Raw genomic sequence first — 17,890 nt, 5'->3', positions numbered from 1 at the left:
TTTAAGCCATTTAAGATACTTTTAAAAAAAATAGTGGCAAGTAATCGTTTGAGGTTAAAATCTGCTTGCACGTAGTTTAAAATTAAGTATTAATTGTTTTTTATAACATAAATTAAAGAAGAATACTCTCCAGAGCGTTTAGCTTTTAAATTTGATAGCAATCCAACACGAAACGCATTAAAAATATTTAAGGATCTTTTTTTATATTTTTCTGAAAGCATACTAACATAAAAAGAGTCAAAAGTCATAGGAAGTGTTTTTGTAACTTTCATTTCTTTCTTAGAAACTAATTTTGAAATGGATTGTTGCGAAAAATGCCAAAGGTGTCTTGGCACATCAAAAGCTGCCCAAAAGTTTTTGTAATACAAAGCATCAAAACTTTTATAATTTGGAACTGCAATTATTAAAGTGCCATCAGATTTTAATAATTGTTTAAAAACAGATAGATGATTTTCTAAATTTGGTAAATGTTCTAATACATGCCAAAGCGTAATTACGTCAAAACTATTTGATTCAAATTTTTCTAATTGTTCTATTTCAAATACCGAATTATTAGTTTTAGAATTTGCAATTTTTCTGGCTTCTAGATTTGGTTCAATTCCAGAAACTACCCAATTATTTTTTAATGCAGTTTGTAAAAAATCTCCTGTACCACAACCAACATCTAAAAGGTTTTTGGAACTAGAAACACAAGATTCTATTAACTTTAATTTCCTTTTTAATGAAACAGATCTAACTAGATGATATATTTTTTCAAAAAGATTTCTTTTAGTGTCTGTGTGTGAAATATAATCTTCCGTTTTATAATATTCTGGAAGTTGCTCATCATTTGGTTGAGGAAAAGTCTCTAACATATCAAACTCCAAATTATATAAAAGCTGGAATTTTTCACCCGAAACAGAATAATCCTCTGTTTCTAAATACACTTTCTTTTCACTCATAACATTAAATTGCTGTTCTTTAAACATAATGTTCCACGTGAAACATTTTAAATTAAATTAGCTTTACCTACCCATGTAAACCAAAAGTACAGAAACATCACTTGGTGAAACACCACTAATTCTTGACGCTTGAGAAATTGTTACTGGTTGAATTTTATTCAACTTTTCTCTTGCTTCTAAGCTCATAGATTTAAGTTTTGAATAGTCAAAATTTTTAGGGATTTTAATATTTTCTAATCTATTTAATTTATCCGCATTATTCTTTTCCTTTTCAATATAACCCGAATATTTAATTTGAATTTCTGCCTGTTCAATCACTTCGGTGTCTAGATTGTTATCTTGAATATATGATTCAACGGATGCTACTTTTCTCATATCATCAATTGTGATATTTGGTCTTGAAAATATTTTAAACATCTTATCAGATTGTTTCATTAAAGAAGATTCTTTATCTTCTAATATAGGGTTTATCTCATCATGTTTAACACTTGTATCAGCAAAAAATTGGACAAAAGCATCAGCTTTATTTTGCTTTTCTTCCATGCGTTTTAATCTTTTTTCAGATGCCAAACCTAATTCATATGATTTTGGTGTTAATCTGAAATCTGCATTATCTTGTCGTAATAAAGTTCTATACTCTGCACGAGAAGTAAACATTCTATAAGGCTCTTCTGTGCCTTTTGTAATTAAATCGTCAATTAAAACACCTATATAAGCTTCGCTTCTATTTAAAATAAACGGTTCTCTTTCTTGTACTTTTAAAGAAGCATTTATTCCAGCCATTAATCCTTGAGATGCTGCTTCTTCATAACCTGTAGTTCCATTAATTTGTCCTGCAAAATATAAACCATCGATTAACTTAGTTTCTAATGTATGTTGCAGTTGAGTAGGTGGAAAATAATCATATTCTATAGCATAACCAGGGCGAAAAAATTTCACGTTTTCAAATCCTGCAACAGAACTTAATGCCTTAAATTGTACATCTTCTGGCAGCGAAGTTGAGAATCCATTAATATACATTTCAACTGTATTCCATCCTTCTGGCTCAACAAATAATTGATGCCTATCTTTATCTGCAAAACGATTAATCTTATCTTCAATCGATGGACAATATCTTGGTCCTAAACTTTTAATTCTTCCATTAAACATTGGAGATCTATCAAATCCTTCTCGAAGTAAATCGTGAACTTCTGGGCTTGTATAAGTCATAAAACAAGAACGTTGTACTACAAGAGGTTTTGTAATATCTAAATATGAAAACTTTTCTGGGTTTTCATCTCCTGGTTGTTCAATCATTTTAGAGAAATCTAACGATCTACCATCCACTCTTGGAGGAGTTCCTGTCTTCATTCTTCCAGATTCAAAACCAAAACCCACTAACTGTTCTGTAATTCCTGTTGCTGCTTTTTCTCCTGCTCTTCCTCCTCCAAAATTTTTATCTCCAATATGAATTAAGCCGTTTAAAAAAGTCCCATTTGTTAACACAACAGACTTTCCTTTAATTTCTAATCCTAGAGATGTCTTAACTCCTTTTACTTTGTTGTTTTCAACAATAAGCCCAGACACCATTTCTTGATAAAAATCTAAATTAGGTGTTTTTTCTAACATCATTCTCCAATCTTCAGCAAACTTCATTCTGTCGCTTTGAACTCTAGGGCTCCACATGGCAGGGCCTTTAGATTTATTTAACATCTTAAACTGAATAGCTGATGTATCACTAACAATTCCACTGTAACCACCTAAAGCATCAATCTCGCGTACAATTTGTCCTTTAGCAATTCCTCCCATAGCAGGATTACAAGACATTTGTGCAATATTTTGTAAATTCATGGTAACAAGCAATGTTTTGCTTCCCATATTTGCAGCAGCAGCAGCAGCTTCACTTCCAGCATGACCTCCTCCAACTACTATAACGTCATATTCTGTTTGAAACATGATAATTTCTTTCTTCAATTATTATAAAAACGTATTTAACCTATTCTGAAATTTTCATAATATTAAATTGTTCCACGTGAAACAATTTCAATTAAATAAATTTAAGTTTGCAAATATACGCTGATTTACTGAATATTAGATAACAACTGTAGATAATGATTTTCTTTACTTCGCATAATTATAGCGTCTTCATCTGTTTTGTCTTTGTAGCCACAATAATGTAAGATACCATGAACCATTACGCGATGTAATTCTTCTTCAAAGGGAACTTTAAAATCTATGGCGTTATCAGCTACTCTTTCAGTAGAGATGAAAACATCACCTTGTATAATTTTTCCTACAGTATAATCGAAGCTTATAATATCTGTTAAGGTGTCGTGTTTTAAAAATTCTACATTCATTTTAAGTAGATAATCGTCATCACAAAACACATAATTAATTTCACCTAGCTTTTTATCTTCATTTAAAATAACTTGTTCGAGCCATTTTCTCAGTAGCTTTTCGTTGTCTAGATTAAAGGCGTTTTCAGAGTTATAACTAATCATTTTCTTGCTTAAAATATTCTTGTACTTTTTTATTGTAAACTGGCTGCAAAGGTAAACTCTGTCTGTTTAAAATTTCAATTGTTTTAAAATAATCTTTGGCTTTTGGAATTTGATTATTTGTATTATTATCAAAATCTTTTCTGTTGGTTTCAGATTTTCTTTTAGTATCCATACCTTGTTGAAAGGTCGCATTCTCGAGTTTTAATAATTGATGTTGCAAATGCATCATCTTTTCAAGAGTTCTTTGTGTAAATCCTTTGTTCAATAAATCCATTTCAACCTGCTCCATTTGTTTCAACAAATTATTAGCATTTGGGTTTATACCCTCTTTAGCTAATTTGTCTTGTAATGCTTGTCTAATTTGTTGTTGCTGTTGGTAAATTTGAAATAATTCTCCATGCATTTCTTCAGACATAGAACCTTCTCCTTGCCCTTGTTGTTTACCTTCTTTACCTTCTTTTTCTCCTTCTTTTCCTTCCTTTCCATCCTTACCTTCTTTTTCACCTTCTTTACCCTCTTCTCCTTCTTTTGGTTTTCCTTCCTGACTTTTATTCATACCATCTTGCATTTGCTTATTAAGTTGTTCTTGGCTCATAATAATATCAGGTAAGCCTTGTTCTGGTTTGCCTTGACCTCCTTGACCTTGTCCACTAGCTTGCATTTGCATGGAATTCATAATATTACTTAAAAAGTCTGCTAAATTATTAGCTGCAGTAATGGTGTATTGCTGATTTGAAACACCTTGGAAAATGTTGTTTTCCGAAAACTGATCTAAAGATTTATCGATGTTGTAAAAGACTTCAGAGATTTCCTTATTTACAAATTCTGAAAGTTTAGGTTGTCTTAAAGACAAGGCAAATAAACTATCATCTATATGAGAAAAATGTTCTTTTAATGTGTACTGTTTTCTTAAATATGTTGCGTATTTATTGTGATTAACTTCAATAACTTTAAACTGATTCATCAACGCTTCTTGATCTAATGAAAAAACTATGAGGTTATCCAGAATCTGACGCAACATCTCGATATCTTCCTGCATTTGTTCTCCTCCTCCCATCATTTGCATACTTGCTTGCATTTTCTCACTCATGTTTTTCATTTTCTGTCCAGCTTGTTTTTGCTTTTTAGCAGCCTTATTTTGATTTTCCTGAGCGTCTTGTTCTTGATTCTGTTCTTCGTTTTCTTCTTTTTTCTCCAATTCATCTGAAGCTTCTTGTTGATCTTTTTTGATGTCTTCCTTCTGCTTTTCATCATTAGGAATTTCCATAGGTTGTTTTAAACCTTCATTGTCTTTTTGAAGATCTTCCATTTCTTTTTTAAAATCTTCAAATTCTTTATTTAATTCGTCTTGTTTTTCTTTGGTATTATTTTCTTTTGTTTCGTTTGAAAGTTCTAATTGCTTTTCTGCTAAATCTTCTAATTCCTTTTGAAGTTTTTCTAACTTTTTAGCTACATAATATCTTTTGGTTAATTCTAAGAGTTGCTCTAAACTTCGCTTTTGATTTTTGTTTTGCTTAGCTAACTGTTCAAGCTTTTCACTCAACTCTTCCTTATTTATTTTTTCTTGAAGCTTTTCTAGTTCTTCAAGTAGTTTTTCGTCTTTTTTAAGTTGCTCTTCGTTGTCTTTTAATCGCTCTTTTAAATCTTCTTTAAATTCATCTTTTTCTTCATTTTCCTTTTGAAAATCTTCTAAATTTTCTTGTAACTTCTTATTGAAGTTTTGCATCATTTCCTCTTGTTGTTCCTGACGTTTTAAGAAATTTTCTAATTGACGTTTATCGTTAAAATTTAATTCGGATTTCTCTTTTTGGGTTTTAGATAATGACTCTAATTCTTTTTGTCTTTCTTCAAGTTTTTCCATAGATTTATCTAAATCCTGAATGGTTTCACTTTGCTGTTCTAATTGTTTTTGTTCTTCTTCTTCTTTAGTCAATTTTCTATAAGAATAGACAGTGCTTTTGGTGCTTTTAAAACGACCTAGAACATCATTATCAAACACTTGAAAATATAAATTGTAACTAATTCCTTCTTGAAGTTGAAACTGATTTGGAAATGCACTAATAAACTCAGCGATATTTGAAGATGAAATAGAAATTGGCTCAGTCTTTATATCTGCTTCATTTTCTACAGGATAATAGACTAATTGTAATTTACTTAAACCATAATCATCGCTAGCTTGACCATGAAAATATAAAGATTGCTGATCTAAACTGTCAACAGCCATTTTAATGCTTAATTCAGGATATTCGTCTTTTATTACTTCAATTTGAAACGTTAAAGTTTCGTAATTGTTAATGTATATATTACTCGTACTTAAACTATATGACGTTTGATTAAAAATTTGTTTTGTAGTTTCAAATTGATCTGATTCTGATTCTGTTAATTGTATTGTATCTTTTGAAATCCATTGCACATTATCTGTAGCTTTTGTTTGTAATTTCCATGTGATATTTGTTCCATGTGGAACAACAGCATTTCCAGTGCTTTTTAGAATTTCATCTGTTTTTTTAGTGTAAGAAGGATAGTCTAAAATCATTTCAAAGCCCAATAAACTTGGTACTTCGGTTACTTGAAGTTCATATGCTCTTGAGGTTATATTATTTGCTGAAAGTCTAAAATCAATATCCTGTTTAGGCTTAGAAAAAACATACTCGAAATTCCCAGGACTTACTTGTTGTAAAAAATAAGATTCATTATTAAACGTAATTTTTACATTCTCTGGAACTACCTCTCCTGCTGTAGAGACTAATAATTTAAAGTCTTTATTTTCAATAGCTTTTAAGTTTTCATTAGTTATAAAAAACTGAAAAGGTGCTGGAGGTTCGTAAGCAGTTTTATAATTTACAACACGTTGATAGCTGTCGCTAAACCAATTAAAATGACCTGTTACAAAAGTTAGAAGTAATATAATAATTGGAATTACTGCATATTTTAAATATTTAAGATTCGAATTAAAATTGACTGCTAATTTGAAAGGAATGGGTTGTAATTCGGCAGATTTTTGATCGATACTTGCTAGTAATAATTCCGAATCGGTAGTATTTTCTTTAAGTTGAAGAACATTAAGTAATTTATCATTGACTTCAGGAAAATGATTCCCTATAATCTTTGAGGCATCTTTAAAATTAATTCCTTTTTGAAGTTTAAAAAGTTTAGCTAATGGAATAGCAATGAATTTATAAAACAAAGCCAATTCAACTCCTATAAAAACCCAAAATAAAATAGTTCTAGCAGTTGGATTAAGCCATAGTACGTATTCTACAAAAAGCGTGAATAAGAAATACAAAAAACCTATTGAAAAAAATAGAATAGCACCTTTAAGCAATTCATTGGTGTAAAATCGCTTAATAAATTGCTCTAATTTTAATTGTATATCTTCAAATTTCGTCATGTAAACAATATACCTATTATCTTAACCAATAAAATTACAATATTATTTTTACTCTTAATTGCTTAGAATTGGTAAAACTTAGTTAATTTTCATAATAATTAAAAGAAATCCCTTCAACAAGGGAATGGAAAATGCATTTTTCAATGAAAGACTTAAAGTATTTAGCAGCTTTAACCATCCCATTAATGGCCTTTTTAGGTATATATCTTAAAAACTATTTTGTGTTTTTAACACCTTTTTACGCTTTTGTATTTCTTCCTATTTTAGATTTAATATTTCCTATGGATCCAACAAATTTAAGTCCTGATGAAGTGAGCAAAAACCTTAAAAGCAAATTGTTTGATTGGTTGTTGTATTTAAATCTTCCATTGGTTTATGGTTTGGTTTTATATGCTTTAATAACGGTTTCATCTGCTCCATTAGAATTATATGAAATAATAGGATTGGTTTTTTCTGTTGGCATTGTTTTAGCTGTAAATGGTATTAATGTAGCTCACGAACTTGGTCACAGACAAACCACCAACGAACGGTTTTTAGGGAAAGCTTTATTGCTTCCTTCTTTCTATATGCATTTTTATATAGAGCATAATTTTGGGCATCATTTACATGCTGCAACACCTGAAGATCCAGCAACAGCAAAGTATAATCAGTCGGTTTATTCGTTTTGGTTTACCTCAACTATAAGACAATATGTAAATTCTTTGAAGATTCAGAAAATGCTTTTAAATAATAACAAACAAGCATTTTTTTCTTTTAAAAACGATATGCTATGGTTTTGTGTTTTTCAACTAAGTTATCTCTTAATTGTTTTTGCTTTTTTTGGATCTATTGGTTTTTTATTTGTACTTACTACTGGAATAATTGGTTTTATTATGCTGGAAACCGTTAATTATATTGAACATTATGGTTTATTACGTTTAAAATTGCCTTCAGGACGTTATGAAAGAGTTCGTGAAATTCACTCTTGGAATTCCAATCACGCTATTGGTAGAATTGTGCTTTATGAATTGACCAGACATAGCGATCATCATTATAAATCGTCTAAAAAATATCAACTTTTAGATAGTTATGAAGATAGTCCTCAAATGCCATATGGTTATCCAACATCTATGATTATATCCTTATTTCCTCCTTTGTGGTTTAAGATTATGAACAAACGTGTTCCACGTGAAATGATTCTTGAATAGTTTATTGTCGCAGTCGCAGTTTTTAGAAACTTTGAACTTTAAACTTGGAACTTAGAACTTCAAAAATCTATCTTTGCAACTTCAAACAAAACAACATGTCAAAACAAGTAAGAGTGCGTTTTGCACCAAGTCCAACTGGACCTTTACATATTGGAGGTGTTAGAACAGCACTTTTTAATTATCTTTTTGCTAAAAAACACAACGGAACATTTATTCTTCGAATTGAAGATACAGACCAAAACAGATATGTTGAAGGTGCTGAAAATTATATCGTAGAATCTTTAAATTGGTGCCAAATTCCTTTTGACGAAGGACCTGGAAAAAACGAAAAATTTGGACCTTACAGACAAAGTGAACGTAAACATTTATATAAAGAATATGCTGATAAACTAGTTAAATCTGGATATGCCTATTACGCTTTTGATACTGCTGAAGCCTTAGATTCTCATAGAAAAAATCATGAAGAGAAAGGCAAAACCTTTATTTATAATTGGCACAACCGTTTAAAATTAGATAATTCCTTATTGCTTTCTCCTGAAGAAACACAAGCAAAATTAGATGCTGGCGAAGATTATGTGATTCGGTTTAAATCGCCTCAAGACCAAACTTTGCATTTAACAGATATAATTCGTGGAAATATGACTATTGATACGAATATCTTAGACGATAAAGTGTTATTTAAAAGTGATGGTATGCCAACCTACCACTTAGCGAATATTGTTGACGACCATTTAATGGAAATCACGCATGTTATTCGTGGTGAAGAATGGTTGCCATCTTTAGCATTACATTATCAATTATATGATGCATTTGGATGGGAAGCTCCTGAATTCGCACATTTACCACTAATTTTAAAACCAACTGGAAAAGGAAAATTAAGTAAACGTGATGGAGATAAATTAGGATTTCCTGTATTTCCGTTAGCATATAAAGATCATAAAACTAACGAAGTATCTCGTGGCTATAAAGAGGATGGTTATTTTCCTGAAGCTGTCGTCAATTTTTTAGCATTTTTGGGTTGGAATCCCGGAACAGAACAAGAAATATTTAGTTTAGAAGAATTGGTTCAGTCTTTCGATTTAAGTCGTGTTAATAAAGCTGGAGCACGTTTTGATCCAGATAAAATAAAATGGTTTAACCACTATTATATGCAAGAACAGGATAACCTTGAACTTGCAGAACAATTTCAAATGCTTTTTCCAGATGAGTTAAAAGACATTGATGTGAATTACATCTCAATGGTTATTAACCTGATTAAAGAAAGAGCTACTTTTGTAACAGATTTTTGGGATTTAGGTCATTTTTTCTTCGAAACACCATTAGATTTGGATGAAAGTGCTGTTAAAAAAGCATGGAAAGAAGACTCTGCAGAGATAATGAAAGAATTAATAACGGTTATTTCTTCAATAAAAGATTATTCGGCTGAAAGCCTTCAAACAAATATCAAAGGTTGGATTACTTCAAAAGAAATAGGTTTTGGAAAAGTCATGATGCCTATGCGTTTGGCATTGGTTGGAGCTTTACAAGGTCCAGATGTTTTCGATATTATGTATTTAATTGGAAAAGACGAAAGCGTAAGACGCATAGAAAATTTAATCAATACACTCTCATAAAAAAAGCGACCAAATGGTCGCTTTTTTAGTTATTATTTATAAAGTTTTTAAAACGTAATCATAGCAGTAAAAGCAAGCATAGATTGGTTACCTTTTATCTTTTTATCATTTCCTGTTAGGTCTAAATTGCTATCATTTAATTTATTTAACATGTTAGTAAACCCATAAATGTATTGTGCTTTTAGTTTAAAAAAACCAAACCCAGCTGATGTTCCAATAGCTCCATCTATATTAAAATTTGTAATATCTTTCAAGTCTTTAGCTAGCAAATTATCGTAAGAGTTAACAATATAATTCTCATATTTTTTATCATCCATTTCCATGTCTCCATTGTATTGAATCATAGGACCAACATCAATTGTTAAAAAGCTGCTAATTAATTTTACATGCATTAACAAAGCAATTTGAGCTGTAAATATTTTATAATCTACAAATTCTTCTCCTAGACTAGTTGAAAGAGGTCTAGCTGCAATTCCAACATGATTTTCAGATAATTGTATCAGGTAACTTACGTTATACCATTTATGAGGAATATCAACCGTTGCAGAGGCTCCAGCTTGCCAACCATTATCTTTTTTTGTAGTAAGGTTATCTGTTAAAATATCATATTGCGTAATTCCACCATAGATTCCAAAGCCATTTTTTATTTGGTATGTTTTGTGTTGTCCAAAGGAAATTGTAACAAAACCAATACATATTACTACTAATACTATAAGTTGTCTTTTTTGCATGATTCTTCTTATGTGTTTGTGACAAATATAACTTAAATTAGTAGTCAAATATTTTACAATCTTAAAAAATCCAATTATGTCCTTTTTATCCATTCCTATTATAATTCTCAGCTTGTTTGTTTTTATCTCTTTATTTTTTATTGTAAAACAACAAACAGCTGTTATTGTAGAACGCTTTGGAAGATTTCAAAGCATCCGTCATTCTGGCTTACAAATAAAAATTCCTCTTGTGGATAGAATAGCTGGAAGGCTTAGTTTAAAAATTCAGCAATTAGACGTTATTATTGAAACAAAAACGTTAGACGATGTGTTTGTAAGGCTAAAAGTTTCTGTACAATACATGGTAATTAAAGACAAGGTTTATGATGCTTTTTATAAATTAGATTATCCACATGAACAAATTACTAGTTATGTATTTGATGTAGTACGTGCTGAAGTTCCAAAAATGAAATTAGATGATGTCTTTGTTAAAAAAGATGACATTGCTCTTGCTGTAAAAGCAGAATTAAACGATGCTATGTCTGATTATGGTTTCGATATTATTAAAACCTTAGTAACAGATATAGATCCAGATGCCCAAGTAAAAGCAGCCATGAATAGAATTAATGCGTCTGAAAGAGAAAAAACAGCTGCTCAATATGAAGGTGATGCTGCCAGAATTTTAATAGTTGAAAAAGCGAAAGCTGAAGCCGAAAGTAAACGTTTACAAGGTCAAGGTATTGCAGATCAACGTCGTGAAATAGCAAGAGGTTTGGAAGAATCTGTTGAAGTATTAAATAAAGTTGGTATTAATAGCCAAGAAGCATCTGCTTTAATTGTGGTAACACAACATTATGATACCTTACAAGCAATAGGTGGAGAAACAAATACAAACTTGATACTTCTACCAAATTCACCTCAAGCTGGAAGTAATATGTTAAATGATATGGTAGCTAGTTTTACAGCTAGTAATCAAATAGGTGAAGCTATGAAGAATTCAAGAAAAAAGGAAGAAGATTAATTTCTAATAAATTAAACAACCAAAAGCTTCTAATCTTCAAATTAGAGGCTTTTATTTTTTATGCTCTTTTTTATACTTGTCTAACAAATCGTTTAGTGTTTCTAAATAATTTTCCAATTCTTCGGTAGTCACTTTTGGATGTTGCATATTGGGAATAGTTACAGGATTTTCATCTAAATATTGATACAATTCTGGATAATTGGTTTCAATATCTCTTATTAATTCAGATATGTTTTGAAGTAATTCTTTCACTGTTTTCATATTAAATTCTATGTATTATAGAAATTAAAAGATAGTGAAAATAGTAATCCATTCAAAATTAGAATGATTAATTTAAATACATTTTATTTAAAAGGGTGTCTTTCTTTCCAATTTTGTTTCGGATTCATGAGCTTAAAAATATACTTTAAAAGCGTGTTCATTATCCAATTGGTGTGTTTCATATAAATAATCATGTTCTTAGGTTTTGCTCCTACTGAACTTTTAATAGCCATAGCAGTTCTGGCATAAACTATGGACGTATGGTTGTTTTCTATGCCAAAAGAAACCATATCGTAAAGCATATTTAAATACAACTGATTTTTATATTGATATTCACTGTTGTAGCCTAAAAAATAAGTTTCTAAATGTGTATTGTTTAGAATTAAAGAATAAAATCCTATCAACTTATTATCTAAATAATATCCAAAGACCTTAAAATGATCATTTAAGAGCTTTTTAAAGCTATAAAAATGATTTTCTGGAAGTATAAACGTGTTTATACTAGCATTATCTGAAACGTTCTTATAAAGTATATGAAGCTCTTGAGATTGATTTTTAATATCTTCTAATAGCAATTCTCTTTTCTGAATGTGTTTTGCTTTTTTTCTAGCCGTTTTATATCTGTCTCGATACTTCTTATTTAAATCTGATACATAATCATCATAATGAAGCCATTGCTTTTTTATTTCTAATACCATGTTGGGTTGAGCAGATACTTTATGTATTTGATGCTCATTAAATAAATTTGAATCTTGATGAATGGAATCTTCTGTAAAAAAATCTTTTATCATAATCATACGTATGTTCTTTTTATGATGTTTTTTTATTTCAGATTTAAGCTGAATAATAGCTAGATAAATTTGATTCAAAAATTCATTTTGAGAAATTTTATTTAGATTGAAATACAAGCCATGTTGTCCAGTATGAGTTAGATTTCCAACAACTAGTAGATTCCCTTTTAATAATTTTGAAACAAAGTTTTTAAAATTTGCAACTAAAAAAGTGTCCGTTTCATTTCTGAAAATATCCTTTAAATATAACTCTACTCTTTGTATTGTAGCAATTCCAACAAGGTGGTTGTTATTATAAACACCAACATAATTCATGGAAATGTTTTTAGGAGAAGCCTGTTCTAAAGCTTGAAAGTAGTCTGTTTGAATAAAAATATCATGATCTACTAAAACATTCCATTCTATTGGTAACTGTGCACAAGAATTAAAAATTTTAAAGTGTATCAAAGTAAAAAAATGAAAAAGACTGAAATAAAATCTTTTCAGTCTTTTATAAAGTTAAAGCATTATAAAATTATTTCCAGCCACAAACAATACCACCCATAATTGCAAGTGTAACAATCCAATACCCAGAATTAATAAAAATGTATTTTGCACTTTTACGTTCAAACAATGCGTTTGTACCAATTATAGGAAGTGCAATTAATACACCTGCAATTGTACCATGTAAAGCTCCATGTTTAAAAGTTCTAAAAGCGTTTCCATAATCTGCCATAAAAGCTTCATAAGAAGGAAGTGCTTTTGTTGGATCTCCTCCAATCATACCTAAAGCACCTGTTTGGTGAATGGTTAAAAACTGTAGAGCAAACGCTAAAAGGAATGCAAAAAATAAGGCCAAACCAAAAATTTTAGTCATATTTCCACCTTTTATTTTTTCTTCACTCATGTCTGCAGCTTGCATCCATGCGTTACCAAACACTTTTGGGTTATACCAAACAAACCCAACAACTAAAGCTGAAATTGCGGCAGCTATAATTGCTAAAAAATTAATTTCCATAATATTAGATTGTTAGTTAGTTTGTTAAAGATACTTAAAATAATCTGAAGAAATGAAAATAAAAAACCTCGAACCCAATAAGCTTGAGGCTTAAATAATTATTTAAATAGCTTCTGCTTCTGCTACTAAAAGTTCGTTATTATCTTCTAAAGCTATATCAATAAATTCATTGATATGTGTATTTCTTTCTAGACCATTTTGAATTAAAACTCTTAAAATTAACATGGCAGCAATACGTGTTCCTACTTTTTTAACTGCAGTATTAAATAGTGGCTCTAATTCTTCATAACTAACTTCTTTAGCTAATTCTAATATTTCAGCTTTTACATTTTGTTGTTTAGATTCAGGAAGATTCGTATACTTTTTACCTAATTGTTGAATGATATTAATCGCTTTTCTTTGAGGTTGTTGCTGTTTCTCTTGTTGTTGTATTTCGCTTTTCTGCTCTTTTGGTTGTTGTTTAGCCCAAGAGTCTTTTAATCCAACTGTTTTGTTGAAAACGAGTTTATTTGAAGTACTATCGTTATCTACATTAAAATAACCAATACGTTGAAACTGATACCTATCTCCTACTTGAGCATCTGCTAAACTTGGTTCTACAAAAGCTTCTACGATATTTAATGAGTTCGGGTTTAAAAATTCCATGAAATCCTTATCTGGATGTGTATCTGGAGCTTCGTCCAAAAACAATCGATCGTATTCCCTAACTTCTGCTTTTATAGCATGTGGAATAGAGACCCAATGTAAAGTCCCTTTCACCTTTATTGATGTATCTTCAGAATACGTACAGTGAATTTCAGTAATATTCCCTTGTGCATCTTTTACAACGCTTTCACCTTTAATAATATAAGCATTTTTTAAACGTACTTGTTTCCCTAAAGCTAATCTGAAATACTTACTATTTGCTTGTTCTTTAAAATCGTCTTTTTCTATATAAATTTCACGTGAAAAAGGTACTTTTCTAAAACCAGCACTTTCATCTTCCTGATTGTTTTCAGCTTCCAACCATTCCATTTTTCCTTCAGGATAATTTGTAATAACAACTTTAACAGGATCCAAAACTGCCATCACTCTTGGAGCTGTTTTGTTTAAATCTTCACGAATACAAAACTCTAATAAAGCGACATCAATTACATTATCACGTTTGGCTACACCAACGGTTTCTACAAATTTTCTAATGGAGTTTGGTGTATATCCACGACGTCTAAGTCCAGAAATAGTTGGCATTCTTGGGTCATCCCAGCCAGAAACAACCTTCTCTTCTACCAGTTTAAGCAACTTACGTTTGCTCATAATGGTATAACTTAAGTTTAAACGCGCAAATTCACGTTGTTTTGGAAGCATAGGAAGAGCTTCTGGCTGATATTTATATACTTGCTCCTTAAACCAATCGTAAAGCTCTCTATGGGGCTTAAATTCAAGCGAACAAAGTGAGTGTGAAATTTGTTCAATATAATCGCTTTCTCCATGCGTCCAATCGTACATTGGATAAATACACCAATCATTTCCTGTTCTGTGATGTGCTTTCTTTAAAATACGATACATTAAAGGATCACGCATCAACATGTTTGGATGTTGCATATCTATCTTGGCACGAAGTACATGCGAACCTTCTTCAAATTCACCATTTTTCATGCGTTCAAATAAACCTAGATTCTCTTCAATACTTCTGTTTCTATATGGTCCATCGACTCCAGGTTGGGTTGGTGTGCCTTTTTGTTCTGCCATAGCTTCGCTAGTTTGCGAATCTACATAAGCTTTATTTTCTTTAATTAACAGAACTGCCCAATCGTAAAGCTGTTGAAAATAATCTGAAGAATACAACTCATTAGCCCATTGATAACCCAACCAAGAAATATCTTCTTTAATAGCGTCTACATACTCTTGTTCTTCTTTTGCTGGATTGGTATCGTCAAAACGAAGGTTTACAGGTGCATTGTATTTTTCACCCAAGCCAAAACTGATACCAATGGCTTTGGTATGACCAATATGTAAATAACCATTTGGTTCTGGCGGAAAACGAAAACGTAAAGCTTCTTTTTTTAAGCCATTAGCTAAATCTTCTTCTATAATATGCTCAATAAAATTGAGTGATTTTGTTTCTTCAGACATATTTAAAAATAAAAAGCAAAGTTATTAAATTATAGTGTATTATTTTTGCTGAAAAGAATTTGTTTTGGGAATCATAAAAGTTGAAAATATTAGAGTTTTTGCACATCATGGCTGTTTAAAAGAAGAGACTAAAATTGGTAGTGATTATAGAGTAGACTTACAAGTAAAAGCTAATTTACAAAACTCAGCAAAAACAGATAAACTTAGTGATACTGTAGATTATGTTTTTTTGAATAAAATAGTTAGAGAAGAAATGCATAAACCTACTTATTTACTTGAAACTGTAGCAAAACGTATCTTAGTTAGAATTTTTAAAGAAGATGTACATGTAACTAAAGCAACAGTCAAAGTAAGCAAACTAAATCCTCCAATTGGTGGTGATGTTGAAATGGTTACAATAAAAATGACTGAAAAGCGTAAAAAGTAAGTTCTAAATAGTGTAAAAAGTTTATTTTTTTTACATTTGCTGTCTAATTAGGTGTCGTGGCCGAGTGGCTAGGCAGTGGTCTGCAACACCATCTACAGCGGTTCGAATCCGCTCGACACCTCAAAAAACCTTCAACTTAAGTTGGAGGTTTTTTTATTTCGTAATTTTTTAATATATCAATTAAACCAAACAGCATAACGCTGTCTTCTTAATTCTAAAGCTAACTGTTCTTCCATTTTAATTGCTTCTGTTTTAGAATTCAATGGGTTAATATGATTATATAAGCTTGGTCTAAAATAGGAACCATATTTTTGAACAATCCTTGAGGATAATTTATATCCTTTTTTATTTCTGTAGCCTGTTTTATGTTGTTCAAACCGTTCTTTTGGAGATTTATTTGTCATTCCAACATACAAACATTCTAAAACACCATTGAATTGAGGATTAGCTTCACGAAATTTTCTATTTTCAGTAAATACACGCTTAGATAGTTCTATAACATAAATTTGGTATTGAATTTTAGCCATTTATAAAATTATAAAAAGTAAATACTATTATTTTAATGGGCTAATTTGTTCTAATTTATCTTTGATAAGTTCTTTTTCTTTTGGAAAAAAACCTTGAACTAATAATAAAACTCCAAATCCTAAAATAACCAATGAAACAATTTTCTTTGTTTTAAAAATTCGTCTAGGAGTTAATTTGCTTTTTAATGTTTTTGCAGCAACAATTTTTAATAAATCTACTAAAAAATAAACTATTAAAATAGTTGCTAAAAACACCCAAAGTTCTCTATTTGTTTCTGTTAACGAATTTCCTATAACAATAAATCCTAACCAACCTAAAAGAACACCAACGTTTATAAAATTTAATAGAAAACCTTTAATAAAAAGTTTTCCAAACTTCTTTTTTATTTCAACAGTATGGTATTCTCTAACAATATCACGAAAAGATTTTGATGTTTTAATAAAAGAAATAAATCCATAAACAGCTAAAAGAACTCCACCAAAAATAAGGAAATTTGGATCATCTTTTATTTTATCTAATAGCTTAGTGGTACTATAAAAAGCAACTACTATAAAGAATATATCAGCTAGAATAACTCCAAAATCGAATATTAAAGCACTTTTCAAACCTTTTGTTGCGCTTGTTTCTAAAAGGACAAAAAATACTGGTCCAATAGTGAACGATAAAAGAATACCAAAAGGAATGGCTGTAAGAATAGCATCTTGCATAAACATGAAATGTTTACACAAATTTAAGGAATCTTTGTGGATTAATCCATGCGTTTAATATTTCCTCCCATAACCTTACTTTCATCTACAGATTTTGGATTTCCATATATATACACATTACCTCCTGCTGTAACTTTAGCCTTAACTAAACCACTTGCATGAACTGTTGCTTCACCTGCTGCTTTTATCGTAACATCTGTAGTTTCTGTTTTTAATTCTCTTCCATCGAAAATACCTCCAGTATTTATAGAAATATCTTGATTTTTTGAAATCCCTGACGCTTTAATATTTCCTCCAGTAATAGATTTAACATTAGTATATGATACATCTAAACTGACCTGAATAGTTCCTCCTTCTTGAGCATTTAAATCTATTTCGAATTGCTTAATGGTATCACTTGAAGAAACTGATGCACCTTCGTTAACATCAATGATATCAACTCCTGTATAATGTACTGTTACGGTAGTATCATCTCCATTATAAATTTCATCAATTTTCATTTTTAGTTTTAATACACCATTTTTATTTACAAAGACTACTTTATCAGTGTTTTTACCAGATATAATAATTTTATCTTCGTTTGATTGTACTAAATTAACATCTATTAAATCGTAAACTTTAAGTTCTTTAAATTTTCCAACAGTTGTTGTGTTTGGACTTTGTGCAAATAATACAGTAGTTACTAATATAAATGCTATTGTTGCTATATTTTTCATATGGATTA

At 30.2% G+C, this 17,890-nt stretch carries 16 protein-coding genes and 1 tRNA gene; 5 read left to right on the top strand and 12 right to left on the bottom strand.

The window, feature by feature from the left end; translation table 11 throughout:
- Positions 1–89: 89 nt before the first annotated feature.
- The 4 genes from FVF61_RS12705 to FVF61_RS12690 all read right to left on the bottom strand — a co-directional run bounded on the left by FVF61_RS12705 (position 90) and on the right by FVF61_RS12690 (position 6,812).
- The gene (locus FVF61_RS12705) at positions 90–941 is read right to left on the bottom strand and encodes a class I SAM-dependent methyltransferase (protein WP_148457526.1); all 852 of its coding nucleotides are present in this window, start codon (positions 939–941) and stop codon (positions 90–92) included.
- Between the two features lie 63 nt (positions 942–1,004).
- Entirely contained in the window at positions 1,005–2,876 is a 1,872-nt protein-coding gene (mnmG, locus tag FVF61_RS12700) for a tRNA uridine-5-carboxymethylaminomethyl(34) synthesis enzyme MnmG (RefSeq protein WP_148456993.1), read from the bottom strand.
- Between the two features lie 125 nt (positions 2,877–3,001).
- A complete protein-coding gene (gene ybeY, locus FVF61_RS12695) occupies positions 3,002–3,421 on the bottom strand; it encodes an rRNA maturation RNase YbeY (protein ID WP_148456991.1) in 420 nt (139 codons plus the stop codon).
- Positions 3,414–6,812, bottom strand: a complete 3,399-nt coding sequence (locus tag FVF61_RS12690; protein WP_148456989.1) for a DUF4175 family protein — start codon at positions 6,810–6,812, stop codon at positions 3,414–3,416. The genes ybeY and FVF61_RS12690 overlap by 8 nt, the downstream gene beginning before the upstream one ends.
- Before the next feature lie 143 nt (positions 6,813–6,955).
- Here FVF61_RS12690 and FVF61_RS12685 point away from each other — a divergent pair, with 143 nt between their 5' ends.
- Positions 6,956–7,999 (top strand): alkane 1-monooxygenase, encoded by a 1,044-nt coding sequence (locus FVF61_RS12685; protein ID WP_148456987.1) that lies wholly within the window; start codon positions 6,956–6,958, stop codon positions 7,997–7,999.
- A gap of 95 nt (positions 8,000–8,094) precedes the next feature.
- On the top strand, positions 8,095–9,612 hold the full coding sequence (gene gltX / locus FVF61_RS12680; protein WP_148456985.1) for a glutamate--tRNA ligase: 1,518 nt from the start codon (positions 8,095–8,097) through the stop codon (positions 9,610–9,612).
- A gap of 47 nt (positions 9,613–9,659) precedes the next feature.
- Here the strand turns inward: gltX and FVF61_RS12675 are convergent, their stop codons facing one another.
- Positions 9,660–10,343 carry a hypothetical protein gene (locus FVF61_RS12675; RefSeq protein ID WP_148456982.1) on the bottom strand — a complete coding sequence of 228 codons (684 nt, stop codon included), beginning with the start codon at positions 10,341–10,343 and terminating at the stop codon, positions 9,660–9,662.
- 76 nt (positions 10,344–10,419) lie between these two features.
- On the opposite strand from FVF61_RS12675, the gene FVF61_RS12670 reads away from it, so the two are divergent.
- Positions 10,420–11,343, top strand: coding sequence for an SPFH domain-containing protein (locus tag FVF61_RS12670; protein WP_148456980.1), 924 nt, complete (start codon positions 10,420–10,422; stop codon positions 11,341–11,343).
- 51 nt (positions 11,344–11,394) lie between these two features.
- On the opposite strand, the gene FVF61_RS12665 is transcribed toward FVF61_RS12670, so the two are convergent.
- From FVF61_RS12665 to FVF61_RS12650, 4 genes are all read right to left on the bottom strand, one after another.
- On the bottom strand, positions 11,395–11,604 hold the full coding sequence (locus FVF61_RS12665) for a hypothetical protein (RefSeq protein ID WP_148456978.1): 210 nt from the start codon (positions 11,602–11,604) through the stop codon (positions 11,395–11,397).
- A gap of 83 nt (positions 11,605–11,687) precedes the next feature.
- Complete coding sequence (locus FVF61_RS12660; protein ID WP_148456976.1) at positions 11,688–12,842, bottom strand: GNAT family N-acetyltransferase; 1,155 nt, start codon at positions 12,840–12,842, stop codon at positions 11,688–11,690.
- 67 nt (positions 12,843–12,909) lie between these two features.
- On the bottom strand, positions 12,910–13,392 hold the full coding sequence (locus FVF61_RS12655; protein ID WP_148456974.1) for a DUF1761 domain-containing protein: 483 nt from the start codon (positions 13,390–13,392) through the stop codon (positions 12,910–12,912).
- A gap of 102 nt (positions 13,393–13,494) precedes the next feature.
- Positions 13,495–15,504, bottom strand: a complete 2,010-nt coding sequence (locus FVF61_RS12650) for a glutamine--tRNA ligase/YqeY domain fusion protein (RefSeq protein ID WP_148456972.1) — start codon at positions 15,502–15,504, stop codon at positions 13,495–13,497.
- 64 nt (positions 15,505–15,568) lie between these two features.
- Between FVF61_RS12650 and folB the strand changes: the two genes are divergently transcribed.
- Positions 15,569–15,931: a dihydroneopterin aldolase gene (gene folB, locus FVF61_RS12645; RefSeq protein ID WP_148456970.1), complete on the top strand. Its 363-nt coding sequence runs from the start codon at positions 15,569–15,571 to the stop codon at positions 15,929–15,931.
- 50 nt (positions 15,932–15,981) lie between these two features.
- Positions 15,982–16,052 (top strand) — tRNA-Cys (locus tag FVF61_RS12640).
- 55 nt (positions 16,053–16,107) lie between these two features.
- On the opposite strand, the gene FVF61_RS12635 is transcribed toward FVF61_RS12640, so the two are convergent.
- Genes FVF61_RS12635 through FVF61_RS12625 form a run of 3 tightly spaced genes read right to left on the bottom strand, consistent with a single transcriptional unit; the run spans position 16,108 to position 17,882 of the window.
- Positions 16,108–16,458: a ribose-5-phosphate isomerase gene (locus tag FVF61_RS12635; protein ID WP_148456968.1), complete on the bottom strand. Its 351-nt coding sequence runs from the start codon at positions 16,456–16,458 to the stop codon at positions 16,108–16,110.
- Positions 16,459–16,485: 27 nt separating this feature from the next.
- On the bottom strand, positions 16,486–17,166 hold the full coding sequence (locus FVF61_RS12630; protein WP_148456966.1) for a LysE family translocator: 681 nt from the start codon (positions 17,164–17,166) through the stop codon (positions 16,486–16,488).
- A 41-nt stretch (positions 17,167–17,207) separates the two neighbouring features.
- A complete protein-coding gene (locus FVF61_RS12625; protein WP_148456964.1) occupies positions 17,208–17,882 on the bottom strand; it encodes a head GIN domain-containing protein in 675 nt (224 codons plus the stop codon).
- Between the last annotated feature and the right edge of the window lie 8 nt (positions 17,883–17,890).

This window comes from Xanthomarina maritima, from assembly GCF_008084905.1.
GTDB classification, from domain to species: domain Bacteria; phylum Bacteroidota; class Bacteroidia; order Flavobacteriales; family Flavobacteriaceae; genus Xanthomarina; species Xanthomarina maritima.
The sequence above is the reverse complement of the archived record's forward strand: the minus strand, read 5'-3'. Positions and strand labels throughout refer to the sequence as shown.